The sequence below is a fragment of the Bacillus sp. AFS002410 genome, from assembly GCF_002556365.1.
GTDB lineage: Bacteria > Bacillota > Bacilli > Bacillales > Bacillaceae_G > Gottfriedia.
Map to the genome: position 1 here is coordinate 541,313 of NZ_NUEU01000009.1, position 17,331 is coordinate 558,643.

Genomic DNA, 17,331 nt, shown 5'->3' on the forward strand with positions numbered 1-17,331 from the left:
CCCTTTTTCATAAAGTCAGAAATTACTTATCTTCTGCTTTTAAAGCTTGTTCTTGTTGTTTAGCAAAATCTTTTGGTTTCACTTCATTTCCAAATAAAGACTGAATTAAATTTAAGTGAGTTTCAGCTACAGATGCACTCATTTGTACGTCTGCAAATAGTGTTAAGTTACTAGCTTGGTTTAATTGATTTAAAACATCAATATATAATGGTGGTAAATTTACTTTTGAAGTATCAACTTTTGTTGCCGGAATTACGCCTGCTTTTTCAACAGATTGCTCTCCCCATTTTTGAACAAAGAATTTAACAAAGTCTTTCGCTTCTGCTTTTACCTTTGAATGTTCTGCTACAAATAGTCCTACTCCAGGCCCGCCAACCCAGCTATTTATATTTCCTTTTCCACCTTCATATGTAGGGAATTTAAAGAAGCCTACATTGTCACGGAAATCTTTTGGAATTTCTTCATTCGTTGTAAAGTTTGGTAGTTCCCATGTTCCCATAAGATACATTGCTGCATTTCCATTTAAGAATTCAGATTTTCCTTCATCATTAGATAAACCATTAAATCCTTTATTAAATGCATTTTCTTTTACTAAGTTTTGAACCTCTTTTGCTGCTGTTACAAGCGCAGGGTCTTCAAAAGTTCCTGTACGATTAATTGCTTTGTTTAATACTTCAGATCCACCAATTCGATCTGCTAAGTACATATACCAAAGTGAACCTGTCCAACGATCCTTATTTCCTAATGCGATTGGAGCAACACCTTTTCCAGCTAATGTTTTAACAACATTTTGGAACTCGCTATATGTTTGTGGTACTTGAAGATTGTACTTTTTAAAGATTGCTTTATTGTAATAAATTGGAGCAATGTTTAATTCAAGTGGTAGACCATAAGTTTTACCGTCAATTGCATATGCTTCTGTTGTACCAGATACGAAAGAATCTTTTAATCCGCTATTTAACACGTCATCTAAATCTGCGAAAAGTCCACCTTTTACAAATGGAGTCATATATCCTGCTGCCCAAGTAAATCCAACATCAGGTAATTCATTAGAGGAAGAAAGAACTTTAATCTTGTTTTTGTATTGCTCATTTTCAAGAACTTCTACTTCAATTTTTACATCCTTGTGTTCGGCTTCGTATTGTTTAATAATGTCTGAAACAATTAGGTTTTGTTGCTTAGAACTTCCAGCTGGCCAAAGATGCATAAACTTAATTACTTTTTTGGAACCGCTTTCAGTAGAGGCATTATCAGAACTACCACAACCAGTTAAAGCAACCATCAATATAAGAACTAGTGCTAACATTAATGAATACGCTTTCTTAAACATGTCAAACCTCCATTTTTTGAATTTTCCTTACAAATAAATTCTAGCATTAAAAAAAAATCGCGGTAAGGTAACCACGATTGGATAAAATTCCACTATTTTTGGATTAAAGATTCATCAAGCTCAGAGACTTTTCTATATTTACTAGGCGTTATTCCCTCGTAATCCTTAAAGATTTTGATGAAATATTTAGCTGTCTGATAGCCCACTTCTAGGGCAATTACTTCAATTTGTAAATCTGTCGTCAACAGACGATTTTTTGCAATTTGTAGTCGCTTTCGAGTCAAATACTCACTAAACGTCAGTCCAACTTGCTCTTTAAACAACACACTAAAATAACTTGCGTTTAAATGCACTGCTTCCGCGACTTCTTTTAATGAAATCTGGTTGCTTATATTTTTATTAATAAATTTTTTTGCTTCCTTAATTGTATTAGACTGGCTACTCACTTGCTCTACTTTTAATAATTTTTTATCAGCGACTTTTTCTATATATTCAATGCGTTCAATGCTCGCTTCTTTTTCTAGCGCTTGTTCAATAGCCTCAATTAACTTTTGTTTACTTACCGGTTTTAGTAAATAGTTTACAACCCCTAGTCGGATTGCCTCCTGGGCATATTCAAAATCCGGGTGACCTGAAATAATAATAGAAACAAATTTATACCCTTTATCCTTAAGACTTTTTAATAGATCTAACCCATTCATCTCAGGCATACAAATATCTGTGACTAGTAGATGAATTTTTGTCTTGCTCATTTGTTCAAATGTCTCTTGACCATTAGCGGCACTAAGAATTTCAAACCTTCCATTTGACCATTTCTCTAGTGTTTTTTTCAGACCTTGCCTTGTTGTTTGTTCATCATCGACAATTAGTATTGTTTTTGCATCCACTATTATTCCCCACCTTTGTCTGGAACCTCGAATAATACAGTTGTACCTTTGCCAATCTCGCTTTCTAAACGAAGACCGTTTAATTCATACCCCTCGTAATATAATTTAATTCTTTTATTAATATTAGTGAGCGCCATTCCCATGCCTTTAAAGGATGACACATTATTGTTTTTAATTGCTAAATTAAGGTCTCTTAGTGTCTCTTTATCAATTCCTGGACCATTATCCTTCACTGTAACTAAAATATTAGCTGAATGATTTATCTTTTTAATCCCTACTAAAATAATCCCTTGTTCTCGATTACTTTCTATTCCGTGCATAATTGCATTTTCAACTAATGGCTGAATTAGGAGCTTCGGTATATTAATGTTTAATAGATCAGGCTCAACTGAAATCTCCCATGATAATCGTTCTCCTAATCTCATTTTCATGATTTGTAAATAACGTTCAATTTGTTCTAAGGCAGCTTGAATCGTCACCCATTCGCTACTATTCTCATTTCCAATTGTATAGCGGAATAGCCCTGACATTGCGATGACTATTTCCGCTAAATCATCCTCACCCTTTTCATCCAAAGACCAATAAAGCGCATTTAACGTATTATAAAGAAAATGTGGATCTATTTGAGCCTGCAAAGCTTTCAACTCAGTTTGGCTACGAAGTAATTCTTTTTCATAAACGACTTGAATTAAATGATTCGTATTTTCAACCATTTGGTTATAAGTCCTATTTAGCTCAATAATTTCTAATGAAGCTGGGCTTTCCTTGTTAATTTTTAGCTCGTCCATCTTTGCATTTTTCATTGTATTCGTCAGTTTTTTAATCGGTCTAGTGATCATTGTCGCTAGTATAATTGAAGATACTACAAAGATAATGAATCCAATGGCTCCAGAGAAAAGAGTGGCTTTTCTTACTGGCGTTACCCGTTCATTTAAAAAGCTTGTAGGCTTTAAGATGACAAGTGTCCAGCCCGTTTTTGTAGATGGCTGTTTAACAATCATATATTGCTTTTTATTTACTTCTATCGTTTCATATCCGTCTAGTAAAAACTTTTGAATATTAATACCGTAATTGTCTGTTATTGGTGTTAAATCCCTATCAAGAAGCATCATATAATCCTTCTCTCCAGGGGCTAAATTGCTTTCTTCAACTTGAAAATAACTATTTAATATCCTAACTACTAAATAGCCGCCATTTGAAAACCATCGATCCATTAAGCTAACCCTTCTAATTGCATAAGAGTAATTACTATTTTTAGGATCTTTACCTACCCACACTAATCTTCCTTTTTCTGCTTCCGCTTCTTTTACCCACTTTTCATCAATCACACTAGATATGTCCTTTTCGCCAAAAGGATAAATACGTTTTCCATCTGAAGAATATAACTCAAATGAGGAGATCCCATTTGAGTAAGCTAAAGAGTTATTTATTACTCTAATTAATGACTGTCTTTTATTAAAATCAACACTCTCTCCATTCTTCAAGCCGAGTAATATTTGTTGAACTGTCTCATTTGTCATTAATTGATTTGATAACGTATCAATCTGTTTATACAAGGTTTCCATTCTTCCGTTTGCTTCAACAGCCGTTTCTTTGATTTGTTTCTTTGTTGTATCTTTCATCAAAGTTCCAACTTGGTTATACACCATAATTGATACAATGGATAAAACAATCATCATAACAATCAAGAAAACGGCCAATATTTGATTGCGTAAAGTATTTAGTTTTTTCAACCGTAGTCTAATGTTGACGATTGTAATCACCTTTTCAGTAATAAATTGTTGTAAGGGCTTTCCTTAAAGTTATCATACTATATTTAGTATTAGTCTGAATATTAAAAACGCCTATATTGTAAAAAACGAGCGCAGTAGGTATTAAGAGAAAAGCTGCAGTAAATAAATAGTTTTTAGAAAACTTTTCAAAAAAATTTAATATAGTACAATACTTAACAGATTTACCTATTTTTTAGTAAAATTACATACATATATCTATTTTATGGACTATTATTTTTCAATTTATAAAATGCAATGAGGTGTTTTTATATGAGAATCGGCATAATCGGTTTAGGTGATATCGCTAAAAAAGCTTATTTACCTGTTCTTTCAGAGAAAGAAAATATAGAATTAGTGCTTTGTACGAGAAATCAAGAAACATTAGACAGTCTATCCCAAAAATATCGAATTGTAGAAACCGCTAATTCAGTTGAAGAACTACTAAAGAAGAATATTGATGCGGCATTCGTAAGTACGGCCACTGATGCCCATTTCGAAGTAACTAAAAAATTATTATTAAATGGCATTAATGTCTATATTGATAAACCTATATCGGTAAATTTTCATGAAACAAAAGAAATTGTAAGGTTAGCTGAAGAAAGTGGAAAAATAGCTATGGTTGGATTTAATAGACGTTTTATCCCTAGAGTAAAAGAGCTCTCTTTACATGGAAAAGCCAACTTAATTATCATGCAAAAAAATAGATTTAACTTTCCTGGCTATTCTAGGAGGTTTGTTGTAGAAGATTTTATTCATGTGATAGATACGCTAAGGTTTTTAATGTCGACTAAAGTGGTTGATTTAAACATAAACTTCTTAAAAAAAGATGGCTTACTTGAACATCTAGTCATCCAGCTAATTGGTGATGGTTGCACAGCTATTGGAATAATGAACAGGAACAATGGTGTCACGGAAGAAATTATTGAATATATGACACCTGAAAGTAAATTTGTTGTAAGTGGTTTAGTCGAGACTACTCGTTATCATAATGGAGAAATTAGTTTTACTAAATTTGGTGATTGGGAGCCAACTCTATTTAAGCGCGGTTTTTATCAAATCGTAGATCACTTTCTTGACTGTATAGAACAGAATAAAACACCAGATCCTTCAATAGACGATTCCTTATTCACTCATGAAATTTGTGAAAAAATCGTTCAGTATATCGATTCCAATATAAACTAAATAAAAAACCCGAATAATAGACTTTATGTCTAGTTATTCGGGTTATATTTATGTTATTTATTCTTGTTCAGCCATTGCGTCTTTTGGAGTTCCAAATAAATACGTAAGGACGAATCCACCTGCGTAACCTGCAAGTAATCCAATTAAATATTTAAGCCACATTCCGTGTGCAATTAGTGGAACTAATGCCACACCTGAAGGACCAATTGCAATTGCTCCAACGTTACCAAACATTCCAATTACAGCTCCGCCAATACCACCACCGATACAAGCAGTAATAAAAGGTCGACCAAGAGGTAGAGTAACACCGTAAATTAATGGTTCACCAATACCTAAAATACCTACCGGGAGAGCACCTTTAATCATATTTGATAAAGATTTATTCTTTTTACAACGTAACCATAGTGCTAAAGCTGCCCCAACTTGACCAGCACCTGCCATTGCAAGTATTGGTAATAATTCTGTAGCACCAGTTGTATTGATTAACTCGATATGAATTGGTGTTAAAACTTGATGTAAGCCTAACATTACTAATGGTAAGAATCCCATACCTAGTATAAATCCTGCAAAAATACCGCCTTTTGCAATAATCCAGTTAATTGCGCCAATTAAGTTGTCAGAAATAAATCCTGCAAATGGCATGATGAAGAAAATTGTAAGCAAACCTACTACTAGTAAAGCAATCATAGGTGTAATGATAATATCTAAAGAGTCTGGAACAATTTTGCGTAATTGTTTTTCTAAAACTGATAATAAATACACTGCTAGTAAAACACCAATAATACCACCTTGACCTGGAGCCAATGGATCACCATTAAAGATGTTTTTAATTGGTTGTTCAGGAACCATACCCGTTAAAAGTGTTACACCACCAATTACTCCCCCAAGGGATGGTGTAGCTCCAAATTCCTTCGCAGCATTAATACCTACGTAAATTACTAAATATGAAAAAATTGCATTTTTAATTACATTTAATACTGTTACATATTGTGACCAAGTTCCTGCATCCAAATTATGTGCAGTTATATTGTTTGATAAAATCGATGCAATACCTGCAATTAAACCTGCCCCAACGAATGCTGGGATTAGTGGAATAAAGATATTACCGACTTTACGTAAGAAATTTTTAAATGGAGTGTTATTTTTCTTTTTTAAATCGGCTTTCATATCTGAGCCCTTATCTTTTAAGGCTTCTGATGAAGTAGCTTTAGTCTTTCCTGTTGAATTGTTGTCTAAAAGACCAAACTGTTCAGCTACTTTTGTTACCGTACCAGGTCCTAAAATGATTTGATAAGTCTCATCATCAACAGTTCCTAGAACTCCGTTAATCTTTTTAACTTGTTCTTCATTGATCAAACTACGATCTGCAACATTGACACGAAGTCTTGTCATACAGTTCGTATACGAAACTACATTATCAGTACCACCAATAGCGTCTGCTATTTCAGAAGCCATTCTTTGATATTTATCCATCTTTTTATCCCCCAAAAGATTTATTTTTGTATCGCTTTTCGGACAAATCCTTCTGACTTTTTCAATTGTTCAATTGCTTGTTCATAAGTGAATCCAGTAAGAATCATTACAATTGCTACTTTAGGACTTTGATTTGACTTCGTTAAAAATTCTTCGGCAATTTCATACGTACAAGATGTTGCTTCCATTACAATTCGTTTTGAACGCTCAACCAGCTTCTCATTTGTAGATTGAACATCTACCATTAAATTACCGTATACTTTTCCAATACCAACCATTGATGCTGTCGATAACATGTTGCAAATTAACTTTTGAGAAGTACCTGCTTTTAATCTTGTTGAACCAGTTAATACTTCAGGTCCATTCACTACTTCAATTGCAGTTTCTGCTTCTTGACCAATCTTTGAATCTTTATTACAGCTAACTGCCACAGTAGCTGCACCAATTTCTTTAGCGTATTTTAAACCTCCGATCACGTAAGGTGTACGACCACTTGCTGCGATTCCTACGACTATGTCATTTTTACTTAGCTTAATATCCTTTAAATCTTGGATGGCAAGTTCTTCGCTATCCTCAGCACCTTCAACGGCTTTTATAAAAGCTTTTTCTCCACCTGCAATCAATCCAACTACCTCTTCTGGACTTGTTCCAAATGTAGGAGGACACTCTACCGCGTCTAATAATCCGATACGGCCACTTGTACCTGCACCAATATAAATTAAACGACCACCACTCTTGAAAGCCGTTACAATTTTTTCAACAGCTTTTGAGATATTAGGAATTTCATTTCGAACAGCAGCGGCAACTTTTGCATCTTCTTCGTTCATTACTGTTAAAAATTCTTCTATAGACATTTCATCTAAATTCATTGTTTTTTCATTTCTTGATTCAGTTGTTAAATTCTCAAGCATGTGTATTTCACCTCAAGTAATTATTTGAAAGTAAATTTAATTTCATACTTATTATAACTATCTTTGAAATAAAATTTCAACATTAAATATTTATAAGGGAAAATTTTCTTATTTTATGTTCACGTTTTGTTAACATAAAATACACATTTACCAAAATTTATTCTGTTAATTTTTATTAAAAAGATGCATAAATTTAATCGTTTTACATTTATTAGGCTGAACATAAAAGTTTAAATTCAATTTACATTTTCAAAACATAATTAATAAACTAATGTGGTATTTTAAACCTAAGTATTTTAAATATGATTGTAATTTTAATCACATCCAATTTATAAATACATTCACTTCACAAATAAAAACAAGCCACTAAAAAACATCATCCTCCCAATGATTAAGGATATTTATGTCACTTAACAAAAGAGGTACACAATGAAAAAGTTTATACATGTTTACAAAAGTTTGTCTATATTAGAGAAAAGCATACTTTTTTGTTTTCTCTTACCTCCATTAGGTATGTTGTTACTACTGGTGATTGGGCTACAAACACTTTATACTCATTGGTTTATTAATAAGCGTTTCATTTATTCAATTAGTTCGTATTTTTTCTTATGCCTTCTTATTTCTACACTTGGTGCTGCTCTTTTAGGTAGAAATGGTTTATATTTACTAGTCAGTATCCTAATTCTTGGCTACTGGGGCTTATATTGTAGGATTTTAGGGTCGGAAAGAAGTCAATTATTTCAAAGGTTTCGTTTAATCATAATCTTCGGGGGCGTTTATAGTTGTGTAATAGGATGGATATCCAAATGGTTAGTATTTCCTAAGGCCATTGACTATTTATTAGGTACTGTATTATTTTGGGATGCTAGACCAATACATTTTAACCGTCTGATTGGTTGTGCTTACAATCCAAATTTTAATGTGTATATTTTATTAATTGCTATTTCTTTTCTATTCGGTAGCTTACTCGCTAGCATTCGAAAGAAACATTACAATTGTTTAGCTTGGCAACTTCCAATTCAGCTCTTACTTAGTTACGGAGTTTTTCTAACTGGCTCTAGAGCCGGCTTTGCAACGATGCTTTCAATTTACTTGCTATTTATCTTCAGACTAAATCGAGTACTTTTCTTTACTTGCTCTTTCATTGGCCTTATCTTTTATAAATTTTTGATTTATATAATGCCAAGAGCAGATTCTGTTATTCAGGCAAGCCAAAAAAGAGTAGATATTTGGAAAAACTCATATAGCATTTGGGAAAACCACCCATTCTTTGGTGTGACGCCAATCGGCTTTGGTCAAGAATATTTCATGCAATATAATCAATACACACCACATGCCCATAATATATTACTTGGTATGTTTGCAGAATATGGAACATTAGGTGGGCTAGCTTTCCTAATACTTGCTAGTGTAAATATTGCAAAATGCATTCATTTATTCTTTTTTAAACTTAATAAGAAGAGTTTAGTGAACAGCTTTATACTTGGATTGCCCATTATTTTGTTTACGGGGATTTTTGATGAGCCAATATTCTCTCCACAAATTGGCTTTTTAACGGTCGTCTTCCTCGGATGCTGGGATCATTATTCAAAACGGATTCAATATAATATAGAAATTTCGTCACTCCATAGAAGTATTTACGGTAGCACAGCTAGGATCGTCGTCAGTTCTTACACGATATTTCATTATTTAAAATCAAAAATTATTAGCAATAAATATAATAATTTATAAGAAATAATGATGATTTAATTGAAATGAAAGTTCAAAAGACCCCAAACTTGTTTCGTTTGGGGTCTTAGTAGTATAGACATCGTCCACAAAATTTGATTTTCAGACTGACCCAAAACTGTTTAGTTTAGGGGTCTTTTTAGATGAATTATGATATTTTTTTCGTAGCTTGCACTTCTACTACTATATCTCGTTTTGTTAAGAATAGATTTAAAATAATTGCCGTTAATGAACCGGTTACGATGCCGTTTTGCATTAACATTTTTAAGAAGTCCGGTAGTTGATCAAACATTTGAGGTAGCGTTGCCGAACCTAATCCAACTGCTATGCTACAAGCTGCGATTAGTAAGTTATCGCCTTTTCCTAGATCAACTTCTGAAAGAATTGATATTCCAGCAGCTGCTACAGAACCAAACATAACAATCATTGCTCCACCAAGAACGGCATTTGGAATAACTGTCGTTAATGCTGCTAGTTTAGGTAATAATCCTAAAATTACCATGATACTTCCCGCGGCATAGATCACTTCGCGAGACTTAACTTTTGTAAGTGAGATTAGGCCAACGTTTTGAGAAAAAGCCGTGTATGGAAATGCATTAAAAATTCCACCGAGCATAATCGCAAGTCCTTCTGAGCGTAAGCCATTTACGATCTGATCCTGTTTTACTTTTTGGTTAGTCGCTTTCCCAACTGCAAGATATACTCCAGTCGATTCCACCATACTAACAATGCACACAATAATCATTGTAATAACGGCTGTAAAACTGATTTTTGGAGCTCCAAAGTAAAATGGCTGAGCAATACTAAACCATGATGCCTCCGATACGCTCGAAAAATGAACAATCCCCATTGCGTATCCTGCGATTGTTCCAACTACTAAACCAACAAGTACTGAAATTGTGCGTAAAAATCCTTTAGCCCATCGATTAATGACTAAAATGACTACAAGTGTAAGAAGTGCTAATAATAAATTGTGTTTTTGACCAAAGTCTGCACTTCCTTGACCGCCCGCTGCATTATTCATAGCTACTGGTATAAGAGAAAGTCCAATAATCGTTACAACTGATCCTGTTACTATTGTAGGGAAAAACTTTAAAAGCTTTCCGTAAAAAGGCGCAGCTACTATAACAAATATCCCAGAAATAATAATTGCCCCATAAGCTGTTGGTAAGTTTGAAGTAGATGCAATAGCTATAATAGGTCCTACTGCAGTAAAGGTACAACCTAAAACAACTGGTAATTTGCTACCAAAGTATTTTGTCCCCATACTTTGTAGGATTGTTGCGATTCCGCAAGTAAATAAATCGGCTGCAATCAGATAAGCAATCTGAGCAGGGCTCAGTTTAAGTGCTCCACCAATAATAAGCGGTACAACGACTGCACCTGCGTACATGGCCATTACGTGCTGAAAACCTAATGTAAATGCTTTTTGTTTACTTAACAATCTGATTCTCTCCCTTTTCCTTGCTAAACCTATTTATATTTATTGGCGTACAACTCTTACTCTTTTATAAAACAAAAAAAGACAGGCTCCACTTGAGTCTGTTTCTCTCAAGTGAAACCTGTCCTTCTGGGTTTTTATCCCTAATGGTGTAGCACTAATGTGCCCACATCGCTCGGACCAGCCATATGTCATAGACAAGTATGCGGAACCCTAGATGCGCTTTCACTCATAGTCGGTCGATTATAGTGGTCGTCCGGTAGAAACTTATGGGCCATATCCCCATGATTATATGAGTTATTTATCTATTTGTACCTAAATTATGTTACACAAGCTTTTCAATATTTTCAAGTAGAAATGATAAAGAAAACTCGATGTTTAACAAACCTTAGTCAGATAAGCAATTACACTTATACCTAAATTTGGAATCTAAGTCGATTTTTCTTCACTGCTACCAATTTTTACTTTCTTACTATACAAAAAGAGGTGTTCCATTTGGAAACACCTAATCGGAACACCTTCTCTTATGTTCTACGCATATATGCTTTTACAGTTAACGGTGCAAATATTGCTACGATTGCAGCAGCACCAATCAGAGAAATCACTAAATCTGATCCAGCAGTTCCTGCGTTCGTAAGATTTCTTACTGCAGTTATTAGATGAGAAACTGGGTTTATTTTTACAAACCACTGAAGCCAATTTGGCATTGTATCTACTGGTACAAAAGCATTTGAAAGGAAAGTTAATGGGAATAGTGCAAGCATTGATATCCCTTGTACACTTGAAGCCGTACGTGCAATTACTCCAAAAAAGGCAAAAATCCAGCTAATTGCCCAAGAGCATACAATGACAAGAAGTCCGGCTAATGCTACGTAACCTAATCCGCCTTCTGGACGATAGCCCATAATATATCCCATACTAAAAGTAAGTACAGTTGCAATCGTATAACGAATAGTATCTGCTAATAGAGCTCCTGCTAGTGGGGCAATACGTGCTATTGGAAGTGACTTAAATCGGTCGAATACGCCTTTGTCCATATCTTCCCGCAATTGTACACCCGTAACGATTGATGTAGTAATTACAGTCTGCACTAAAATCCCTGGTATGATTACTGGCAAGTAGCTCTTAACATCTCCTGAGATTGCTCCGCCAAATATATAAGTAAACATCAGTGTGAAAATAATTGGTTGTAGTGTAACATCAAACAGTTGTTCAGGTGTACGCTTTATCTTTAGAACTCCACGATAGGCCATTGTAAACGAGTTTTTTACAGTTTGCTTGAAACTCGTTCTATTTTTTAGCTCACGATACGCAGTTGAAGTACTCATGCTCTAACTCCCTCCATTTCCTTTGATTTATCAAACTCCTTTGAACCATCATTTTCTAATCCATTTCCAGTAATAGTAAGGAATACTTCATCAAGCGTAGGCTTTTGTACGCTCATTTCTACTAATTGGATACCGGCATCACGTAAAGCAATTAGCAGATCAGTTACTAGGTCAGCGTCCGCCATAGGAGCCGTAAGCTTTCCTTCTTCTGGTTTTACATTTGACTTTACTTTTAGAACTCGCTCTACAGTTTGACGTGCTTCTTGAATATCCCTAACATCTTGGATTTTTAATTGCAATGAAGAAGTTCCAACTGAAGCTTTCAATTCATCAACGGTACCTTCTGCTACTACATGACCACGGTCAATAACAGCAACTCGGTCTGCTAGTTCATCCGCTTCTTGAAGGTACTGTGTAGTAAGTAACACCGTTGAACCGCTTTTCACTAAACGACGAATTGTGTCCCACATTTGATTACGTGTACGAGGATCCAATCCAGTTGTTGGTTCATCTAAGAAGATAAGTGGTGGCTGAGCAATTAAACTTGCTGCCAAGTCTAGTCTACGGCGCATCCCACCTGAGAAATTTTTCAGTGGACGTTTTGCAGCTTCCGTTAAATCAAACTCCTCTAATAAATCATCTGCTTTCTTACGTGCCTCCGCTCTTCCTAAGCCTAATAATCTTGAGAAAATAATAAGATTCTCCGTTGCACTTAAAGACTCATCAACTGATGCATACTGACCAGTAACTCCAATTAATTGACGTACAATTTGAGCCTCTTTTAATACATCATATCCAAATATTTGTGCAGTACCTGCGTCCTGTCGAAGTAACGTAGCTAGCATTCTAATCGTTGTTGTTTTTCCTGCTCCATTTGGTCCTAATACACCATAAATACTACCTGCACGAACATTTAAATCTACTCCGTCGACTGCACGATTTTCACCAAATGTTTTAACTAATCCGCGTGCTTCTACTGCCAAATCTCCATTATTTGGGGTAATTATTTTTTTGTTTATAAATTCCAATGTAGTTCCTCCTTCTCAAATTCTTACTTTACGATTTTTTGATTGTTTTTGACTGATTACACAATGAATATATCCATAAATTGTGAATTAAGTATGAACTATAATGTAAAAGTTTCTTTAAGAGTGTTTTTGAATTTTAATAAAGAAGTCCTAAAATAGAGTCGATTTAAAATCGATTCAATTAAAAGTAAAGGTGGTAGAAAATTTTAGTTGTGGGTCTTTAGCTGGGCTGTTAGTGTGTGTAGGACAATTGCAAATAAGGATGAGATTTAGGGGTATAACTGTTCAATTAAAAAAGGAGCACCCATCTGTCAAATAGCCTGACTGATGGGGTAGCCCTATTTTAGTTAATCATGTACAATCGTTTGATTTAGTAGTAAATCAGAAGAAACCCCACTTAAAAAAGTGGTCGCTTCACCTAAGCTATATAAATGTAATTGATGCATTGCTCTTGTACATGCAGTGTAGAATAATCTTCTCAGACTCTCATCTCCATAAACTTGAGCCGATGCATCATATATTATAACGGCATCGAATTCAATTCCTTTTGCCAAATATGCAGGAATAATGACTACACCTTGTTCATATTCAACTGAGTTTCTCTTCACAAGCTTAATTCCTTCTATTTCTTTTAACGCTTCATATGCATCTATGCTTTCTTCAGTCGATTTACAAATAACTGCGATTGTATTAAAGTCACTGTTTTTTAATTCCTCAATTTTAGAAGCAATTTGACTGTGCAGATCCTCTCGATTTGATAGCTGTGTTAATACTGGCTTTTCACCAGAACGTTCAAATGCATTAATTAGATTTCCTGCTGGTATGAGTTTTCGAGTAAACTCTACAATCGGTTCGGTTGATCTATAACTACGAGTCAGATTTATGACATTCGTTTCATCCGGCCCGTATAAATCTTTCAGCACATTGAAATCTCCCATTTCGCTGGCATGTGCAAAAATAGCTTGATTGAAGTCACCAAGTACTGTCATTTTTGCTGCTGGGAACAAGCGCTTCAAAAACTCGAATTGAAACGGAGAATAATCTTGCGCTTCATCTACAAGCACAAATTTAATTGAAACATTCGATTGAAAACCTTGAATCAATTCTTTCAAAAGTAAATACGGTGTAGCATCTTCATAAAGCAATTTACCTTCATCTAACATCTTTAATGTTAACTGACAAATATCTTCCCACTCTTTTGGCGTATCCCCTTTAATCCATTGCTCAATTTGAGCTGGTTCAGAAAATAACTGTTTATAAACTCCCTTTATGTCAATGAAACGTAATGCTTTAACCCACTCACGAAGTGGCTTTAGCTTTTTACGTACAATCATTTTACTTAAGATCCTAGTTTCTTGTTCATAATCATCAAATGAGTCCTCTGTGGAGCCACGCTTTTTCTGTAAAAATTTATATGCTTTTTGATAATCATCTTTACTAAGCAATTCAATTTCATCTTGTACCCATGTTTTTTTCAATTCAGCTTTTTCTGTATCATTTATTATTTTGTTTAACCACTCAGTTAATTTCTCAAGTCTGTTGTTAAATTTAAAAGTCGTATCGGTGCTATAAAATCTTTCAGAAATTTGCTTAGCTGTAACGACTGATTTTCCTCTGAATTTAAACCCTCGAAAAACCATTCCAGACGATTCTAAAGATTGTCTATATGCTTTAATAGTCTCAAAAAAATGAGTTGAAGCTTTAAATCGAATACTCGCAGTTCTTGTCTTATAAGAAGGATCATCCATAGCTGTTAAAACGTATTCTAATTGTTCATAATTATCCTCAACTTGGAAAGCATCGCTGAGCCTATGCACTAAGTATTCTTGGAATGTGACTTGTTGCATGTTTTCTTCGCCTAGTTCTGGCAAAACTCTTGATACATAATTATTAAACATTGCATTAGGTGAAAATAAAATTATTTGATCGGCCTTTATCCAATTTCTATATTTATAAAGTAAATAAGCAATCCTCTGTAAAGCTGCAGATGTCTTTCCACTGCCCGCTGCACCTTGAACAATTAGCAATCGACCTTTGTCATAACGTATAATCTGATTTTGCTCTTTTTGAATACTGGCTACTATACTTCTCATATGCTTGTTTGTTCCTTTGCCAAGCACATGCTGCAAAATTTCGTCCCCTATTGTAAGACTAGTATCAAACATTGATTCAATGACACCATTACGAATAATGTACTGCCATTTTTGGTCTAATACGCCACTTATTTTACCACCTGGTGTATCATATTCAGCCGGACCTGGTGGATAATCATAATAAACACTCGAAACTGGTGCTCTCCAATCGTATATTAAAATATTTTCACCAGTATCATCCATTAAGGTTGAAACGCCGACATAAACTTTTTCCGTTTCAGGAACACCATCTTCTTTGAAATCAATTCGACCAAAGTACGGTACGTCTTTCATTCGGCGTAGAGCAGATAAGCGATTGGAAGCTTGCTTATGGTTAATTTGACCAATTGCTAAGTATTGTGCCTGTTGTCTTAAACTAATAATTGTTTCTAGATAGTCATCAAAACTATCTGTATTAATTTTAACTTCATCCCAAAAGTTTTTACGAACGTTAATTACTTCGTTTTTACGTTGAGTTGTTTCGTCTGTTACACTGCTGATTCGATCAGTAATAACTTCTAATACATCATTTACTCTTTCTTGTTCTTTTTGAAGTTCGGTATTCATATCATACGCTCCTTTTAAAAGATAAAAATGGGGGTTGACTTAAGAGGATTTGTATAGTAAAATTAAGATAGGGAAAATATGATCTACACCTTAAATTTAATTATATATACTGTATTAATCTACCACGTTTTTTTACTTTAAGCAATACTCCTCATTTAAAATCATCATTATTTCGTCTCAACTAATCAGTTACATTGCCCATATTCACTAAAAAGACCCTCTAAAAATGACGTTATGTCCACTTATAGTAAGGTCAATTAATTTTTATATTAACTTCTTCAATACATCCTTTAATTTACTACTTCTTCAAAACTTTATTCAAATCCACTTTTTCTTTTCATTCTTGTTCATCATTTTCATAGACAAAATTTCCGTTTACGATCGTCGCTTTAACGTTGAATTTGCGATCAATTAAAACGATATTTGCTTTTTTTCCTGGCTCTATGCTTCCGACCTCGGTGTCAATTTTAAGTAGTTTTGCTTGGTTTAGGCTAACCATTGGCAAAAGATCTTCTAAAGGTAACTCTAGTACCTTTTTAATATTTCTTAAACATTCCATTAAATTAGTTGTACTACCTGCTAATGAACCGGTTTCCACCGTTCTGGCAATTTTATTTTCCACTATAACTTCTAATGAGCCAAGCGTATAATCTCCATCTGGTAAATCTGCAGCTGCCATTGAATCGCTTATTAAAATGATCCGATCTTTCCCTTTTGTTTTGTATAGGAGTTTGATTGCTCCAGGATGGACATGCTGTAAGTCAGCTATACATTCACAATAGCAATGATCATTTGTTAAAACGGCACCTAGACATCCCGGATCACGGTGATTAAATCCCCTCATACCGTTAAACGTATGAACTGAGATCATCGCTCCATTTTCGATAGCATTATTTGTAGTATCGTAATCTGCATTTGTATGCCCCATTGATACATGAATACCATTTTCCGTTAAATATTTAATAGCTTCTTGGGCATGTTCCTTTTCTGGAGCAATTGTAATGACTTTAATTGTACGTTTTGAAATTTTTATTAGCTCAGTTAGCTCATCCATATTTAGCTCACGCATATACTTTACAGGATGCGCACCGCGGTGCTCGCTCGTAATATACGGACCCTCAACATAAGAGCCAATTATTTCTGCACCGTCTGTATGACCTATTACTTCACTTACATTCACGACTGCTTTTTTAACTTTTTCAAAATCATCTGTCAGTGTAGTCGGTAAAAAGCTTGTAACGCCATGGCGTGCAAGTGACAAAGACACTTCTTGCAAAGCATGGACACTACAATCCATCGTGTCATGTCCTGCAAGTCCGTGAATATGTAGATCAATCATGCCAGGAATAGCCTCGAAGCTTGAAAAATCTAAAATCTCACAAGAAGGTCTGTTCTCGGTAACTTTACTAATCTTTCCATTTTCAATTACTATATATCCGTTATCAAATACTTTCTCAGGTGTATAAATTTTTCCAACCTTGATTGCCTTCACTTAGCTCCCCCCATGTCATTACGTTAAGTAAGACCAAAAGGCAACACTATGTAGAATGTT

At 34.5% G+C, this 17,331-nt stretch carries 12 protein-coding genes and 1 riboswitch; of the genes, 2 read left to right on the forward strand and 10 right to left on the reverse strand.

Annotation, left to right across the window (positions count from 1 at the left end):
• Positions 1 to 22: 22 nt before the first annotated feature.
• From CN692_RS10210 to CN692_RS10220, 3 genes are all read right to left on the reverse strand, one after another.
• Entirely contained in the window at positions 23 to 1,330 is a 1,308-nt protein-coding gene (locus tag CN692_RS10210; protein WP_098119041.1) for an extracellular solute-binding protein, read from the reverse strand.
• Positions 1,331 to 1,422: 92 nt separating this feature from the next.
• Complete coding sequence (locus CN692_RS10215) at positions 1,423 to 2,217, reverse strand: response regulator transcription factor (protein ID WP_098119042.1); 795 nt, start codon at positions 2,215 to 2,217, stop codon at positions 1,423 to 1,425.
• A gap of 2 nt (positions 2,218 to 2,219) precedes the next feature.
• Positions 2,220 to 3,839: a sensor histidine kinase gene (locus tag CN692_RS10220; RefSeq protein WP_257144002.1), complete on the reverse strand. Its 1,620-nt coding sequence runs from the start codon at positions 3,837 to 3,839 to the stop codon at positions 2,220 to 2,222.
• 420 nt (positions 3,840 to 4,259) lie between these two features.
• On the opposite strand from CN692_RS10220, the gene CN692_RS10225 reads away from it, so the two are divergent.
• Positions 4,260 to 5,171, forward strand: coding sequence for a Gfo/Idh/MocA family protein (locus CN692_RS10225; protein WP_098119043.1), 912 nt, complete (start codon positions 4,260 to 4,262; stop codon positions 5,169 to 5,171).
• Positions 5,172 to 5,228: 57 nt separating this feature from the next.
• On the opposite strand, the gene CN692_RS10230 is transcribed toward CN692_RS10225, so the two are convergent.
• On the reverse strand, positions 5,229 to 6,644 hold the full coding sequence (locus tag CN692_RS10230; RefSeq protein ID WP_098119044.1) for a PTS transporter subunit EIIC: 1,416 nt from the start codon (positions 6,642 to 6,644) through the stop codon (positions 5,229 to 5,231).
• A gap of 20 nt (positions 6,645 to 6,664) precedes the next feature.
• Positions 6,665 to 7,555 carry an N-acetylmuramic acid 6-phosphate etherase gene (murQ, locus tag CN692_RS10235; RefSeq protein ID WP_098119045.1) on the reverse strand — a complete coding sequence of 297 codons (891 nt, stop codon included), beginning with the start codon at positions 7,553 to 7,555 and terminating at the stop codon, positions 6,665 to 6,667.
• A gap of 429 nt (positions 7,556 to 7,984) precedes the next feature.
• On the opposite strand from murQ, the gene CN692_RS10240 reads away from it, so the two are divergent.
• Positions 7,985 to 9,286, forward strand: coding sequence for an O-antigen ligase family protein (locus CN692_RS10240; RefSeq protein ID WP_098119046.1), 1,302 nt, complete (start codon positions 7,985 to 7,987; stop codon positions 9,284 to 9,286).
• Positions 9,287 to 9,431: 145 nt separating this feature from the next.
• Here CN692_RS10240 and CN692_RS10245 read toward each other — a convergent pair whose 3' ends face one another.
• The 5 genes from CN692_RS10245 to nagA all read right to left on the reverse strand — a co-directional run bounded on the left by CN692_RS10245 (position 9,432) and on the right by nagA (position 17,271).
• Positions 9,432 to 10,727, reverse strand: coding sequence for a nucleobase:cation symporter-2 family protein (locus CN692_RS10245; RefSeq protein WP_098119047.1), 1,296 nt, complete (start codon positions 10,725 to 10,727; stop codon positions 9,432 to 9,434).
• A 209-nt stretch (positions 10,728 to 10,936) separates the two neighbouring features.
• A riboswitch (purine riboswitch) is annotated at positions 10,937 to 11,040 on the reverse strand.
• A gap of 208 nt (positions 11,041 to 11,248) precedes the next feature.
• A complete protein-coding gene (locus CN692_RS10250; protein ID WP_098119048.1) occupies positions 11,249 to 12,052 on the reverse strand; it encodes an ABC transporter permease in 804 nt (267 codons plus the stop codon).
• Complete coding sequence (locus CN692_RS10255; RefSeq protein WP_098119049.1) at positions 12,049 to 13,080, reverse strand: ATP-binding cassette domain-containing protein; 1,032 nt, start codon at positions 13,078 to 13,080, stop codon at positions 12,049 to 12,051. The genes CN692_RS10250 and CN692_RS10255 overlap by 4 nt, the downstream gene beginning before the upstream one ends.
• A gap of 347 nt (positions 13,081 to 13,427) precedes the next feature.
• Positions 13,428 to 15,779: an RNA polymerase recycling motor HelD gene (helD, locus tag CN692_RS10260; protein ID WP_098119050.1), complete on the reverse strand. Its 2,352-nt coding sequence runs from the start codon at positions 15,777 to 15,779 to the stop codon at positions 13,428 to 13,430.
• A gap of 337 nt (positions 15,780 to 16,116) precedes the next feature.
• Complete coding sequence (gene nagA / locus CN692_RS10265; protein WP_098119051.1) at positions 16,117 to 17,271, reverse strand: N-acetylglucosamine-6-phosphate deacetylase; 1,155 nt, start codon at positions 17,269 to 17,271, stop codon at positions 16,117 to 16,119.
• Between the last annotated feature and the right edge of the window lie 60 nt (positions 17,272 to 17,331).

Excerpts from the sequence above, each read along its gene's own strand:
- CN692_RS10230 (WP_098119044.1), bottom strand. The coding sequence starts at position 6,644 with ATGGATAAATATCAAAGAATGGCTTCTGAAATAGCAGACGCTATTGGT.
- murQ (WP_098119045.1), bottom strand. The coding sequence starts at position 7,555 with ATGCTTGAGAATTTAACAACTGAATCAAGAAATGAAAAAACAATGAAT.
- CN692_RS10240 (WP_098119046.1), top strand. The coding sequence starts at position 7,985 with ATGAAAAAGTTTATACATGTTTACAAAAGTTTGTCTATATTAGAGAAA.
- CN692_RS10210 (WP_098119041.1), bottom strand. The coding sequence starts at position 1,330 with ATGTTTAAGAAAGCGTATTCATTAATGTTAGCACTAGTTCTTATATTG.
- CN692_RS10220 (WP_257144002.1), bottom strand. The coding sequence starts at position 3,839 with ATGAAAGATACAACAAAGAAACAAATCAAAGAAACGGCTGTTGAAGCA.
- helD (WP_098119050.1), bottom strand. The coding sequence starts at position 15,779 with ATGAATACCGAACTTCAAAAAGAACAAGAAAGAGTAAATGATGTATTA.
- CN692_RS10250 (WP_098119048.1), bottom strand. The coding sequence starts at position 12,052 with ATGAGTACTTCAACTGCGTATCGTGAGCTAAAAAATAGAACGAGTTTC.
- CN692_RS10225 (WP_098119043.1), top strand. The coding sequence starts at position 4,260 with ATGAGAATCGGCATAATCGGTTTAGGTGATATCGCTAAAAAAGCTTAT.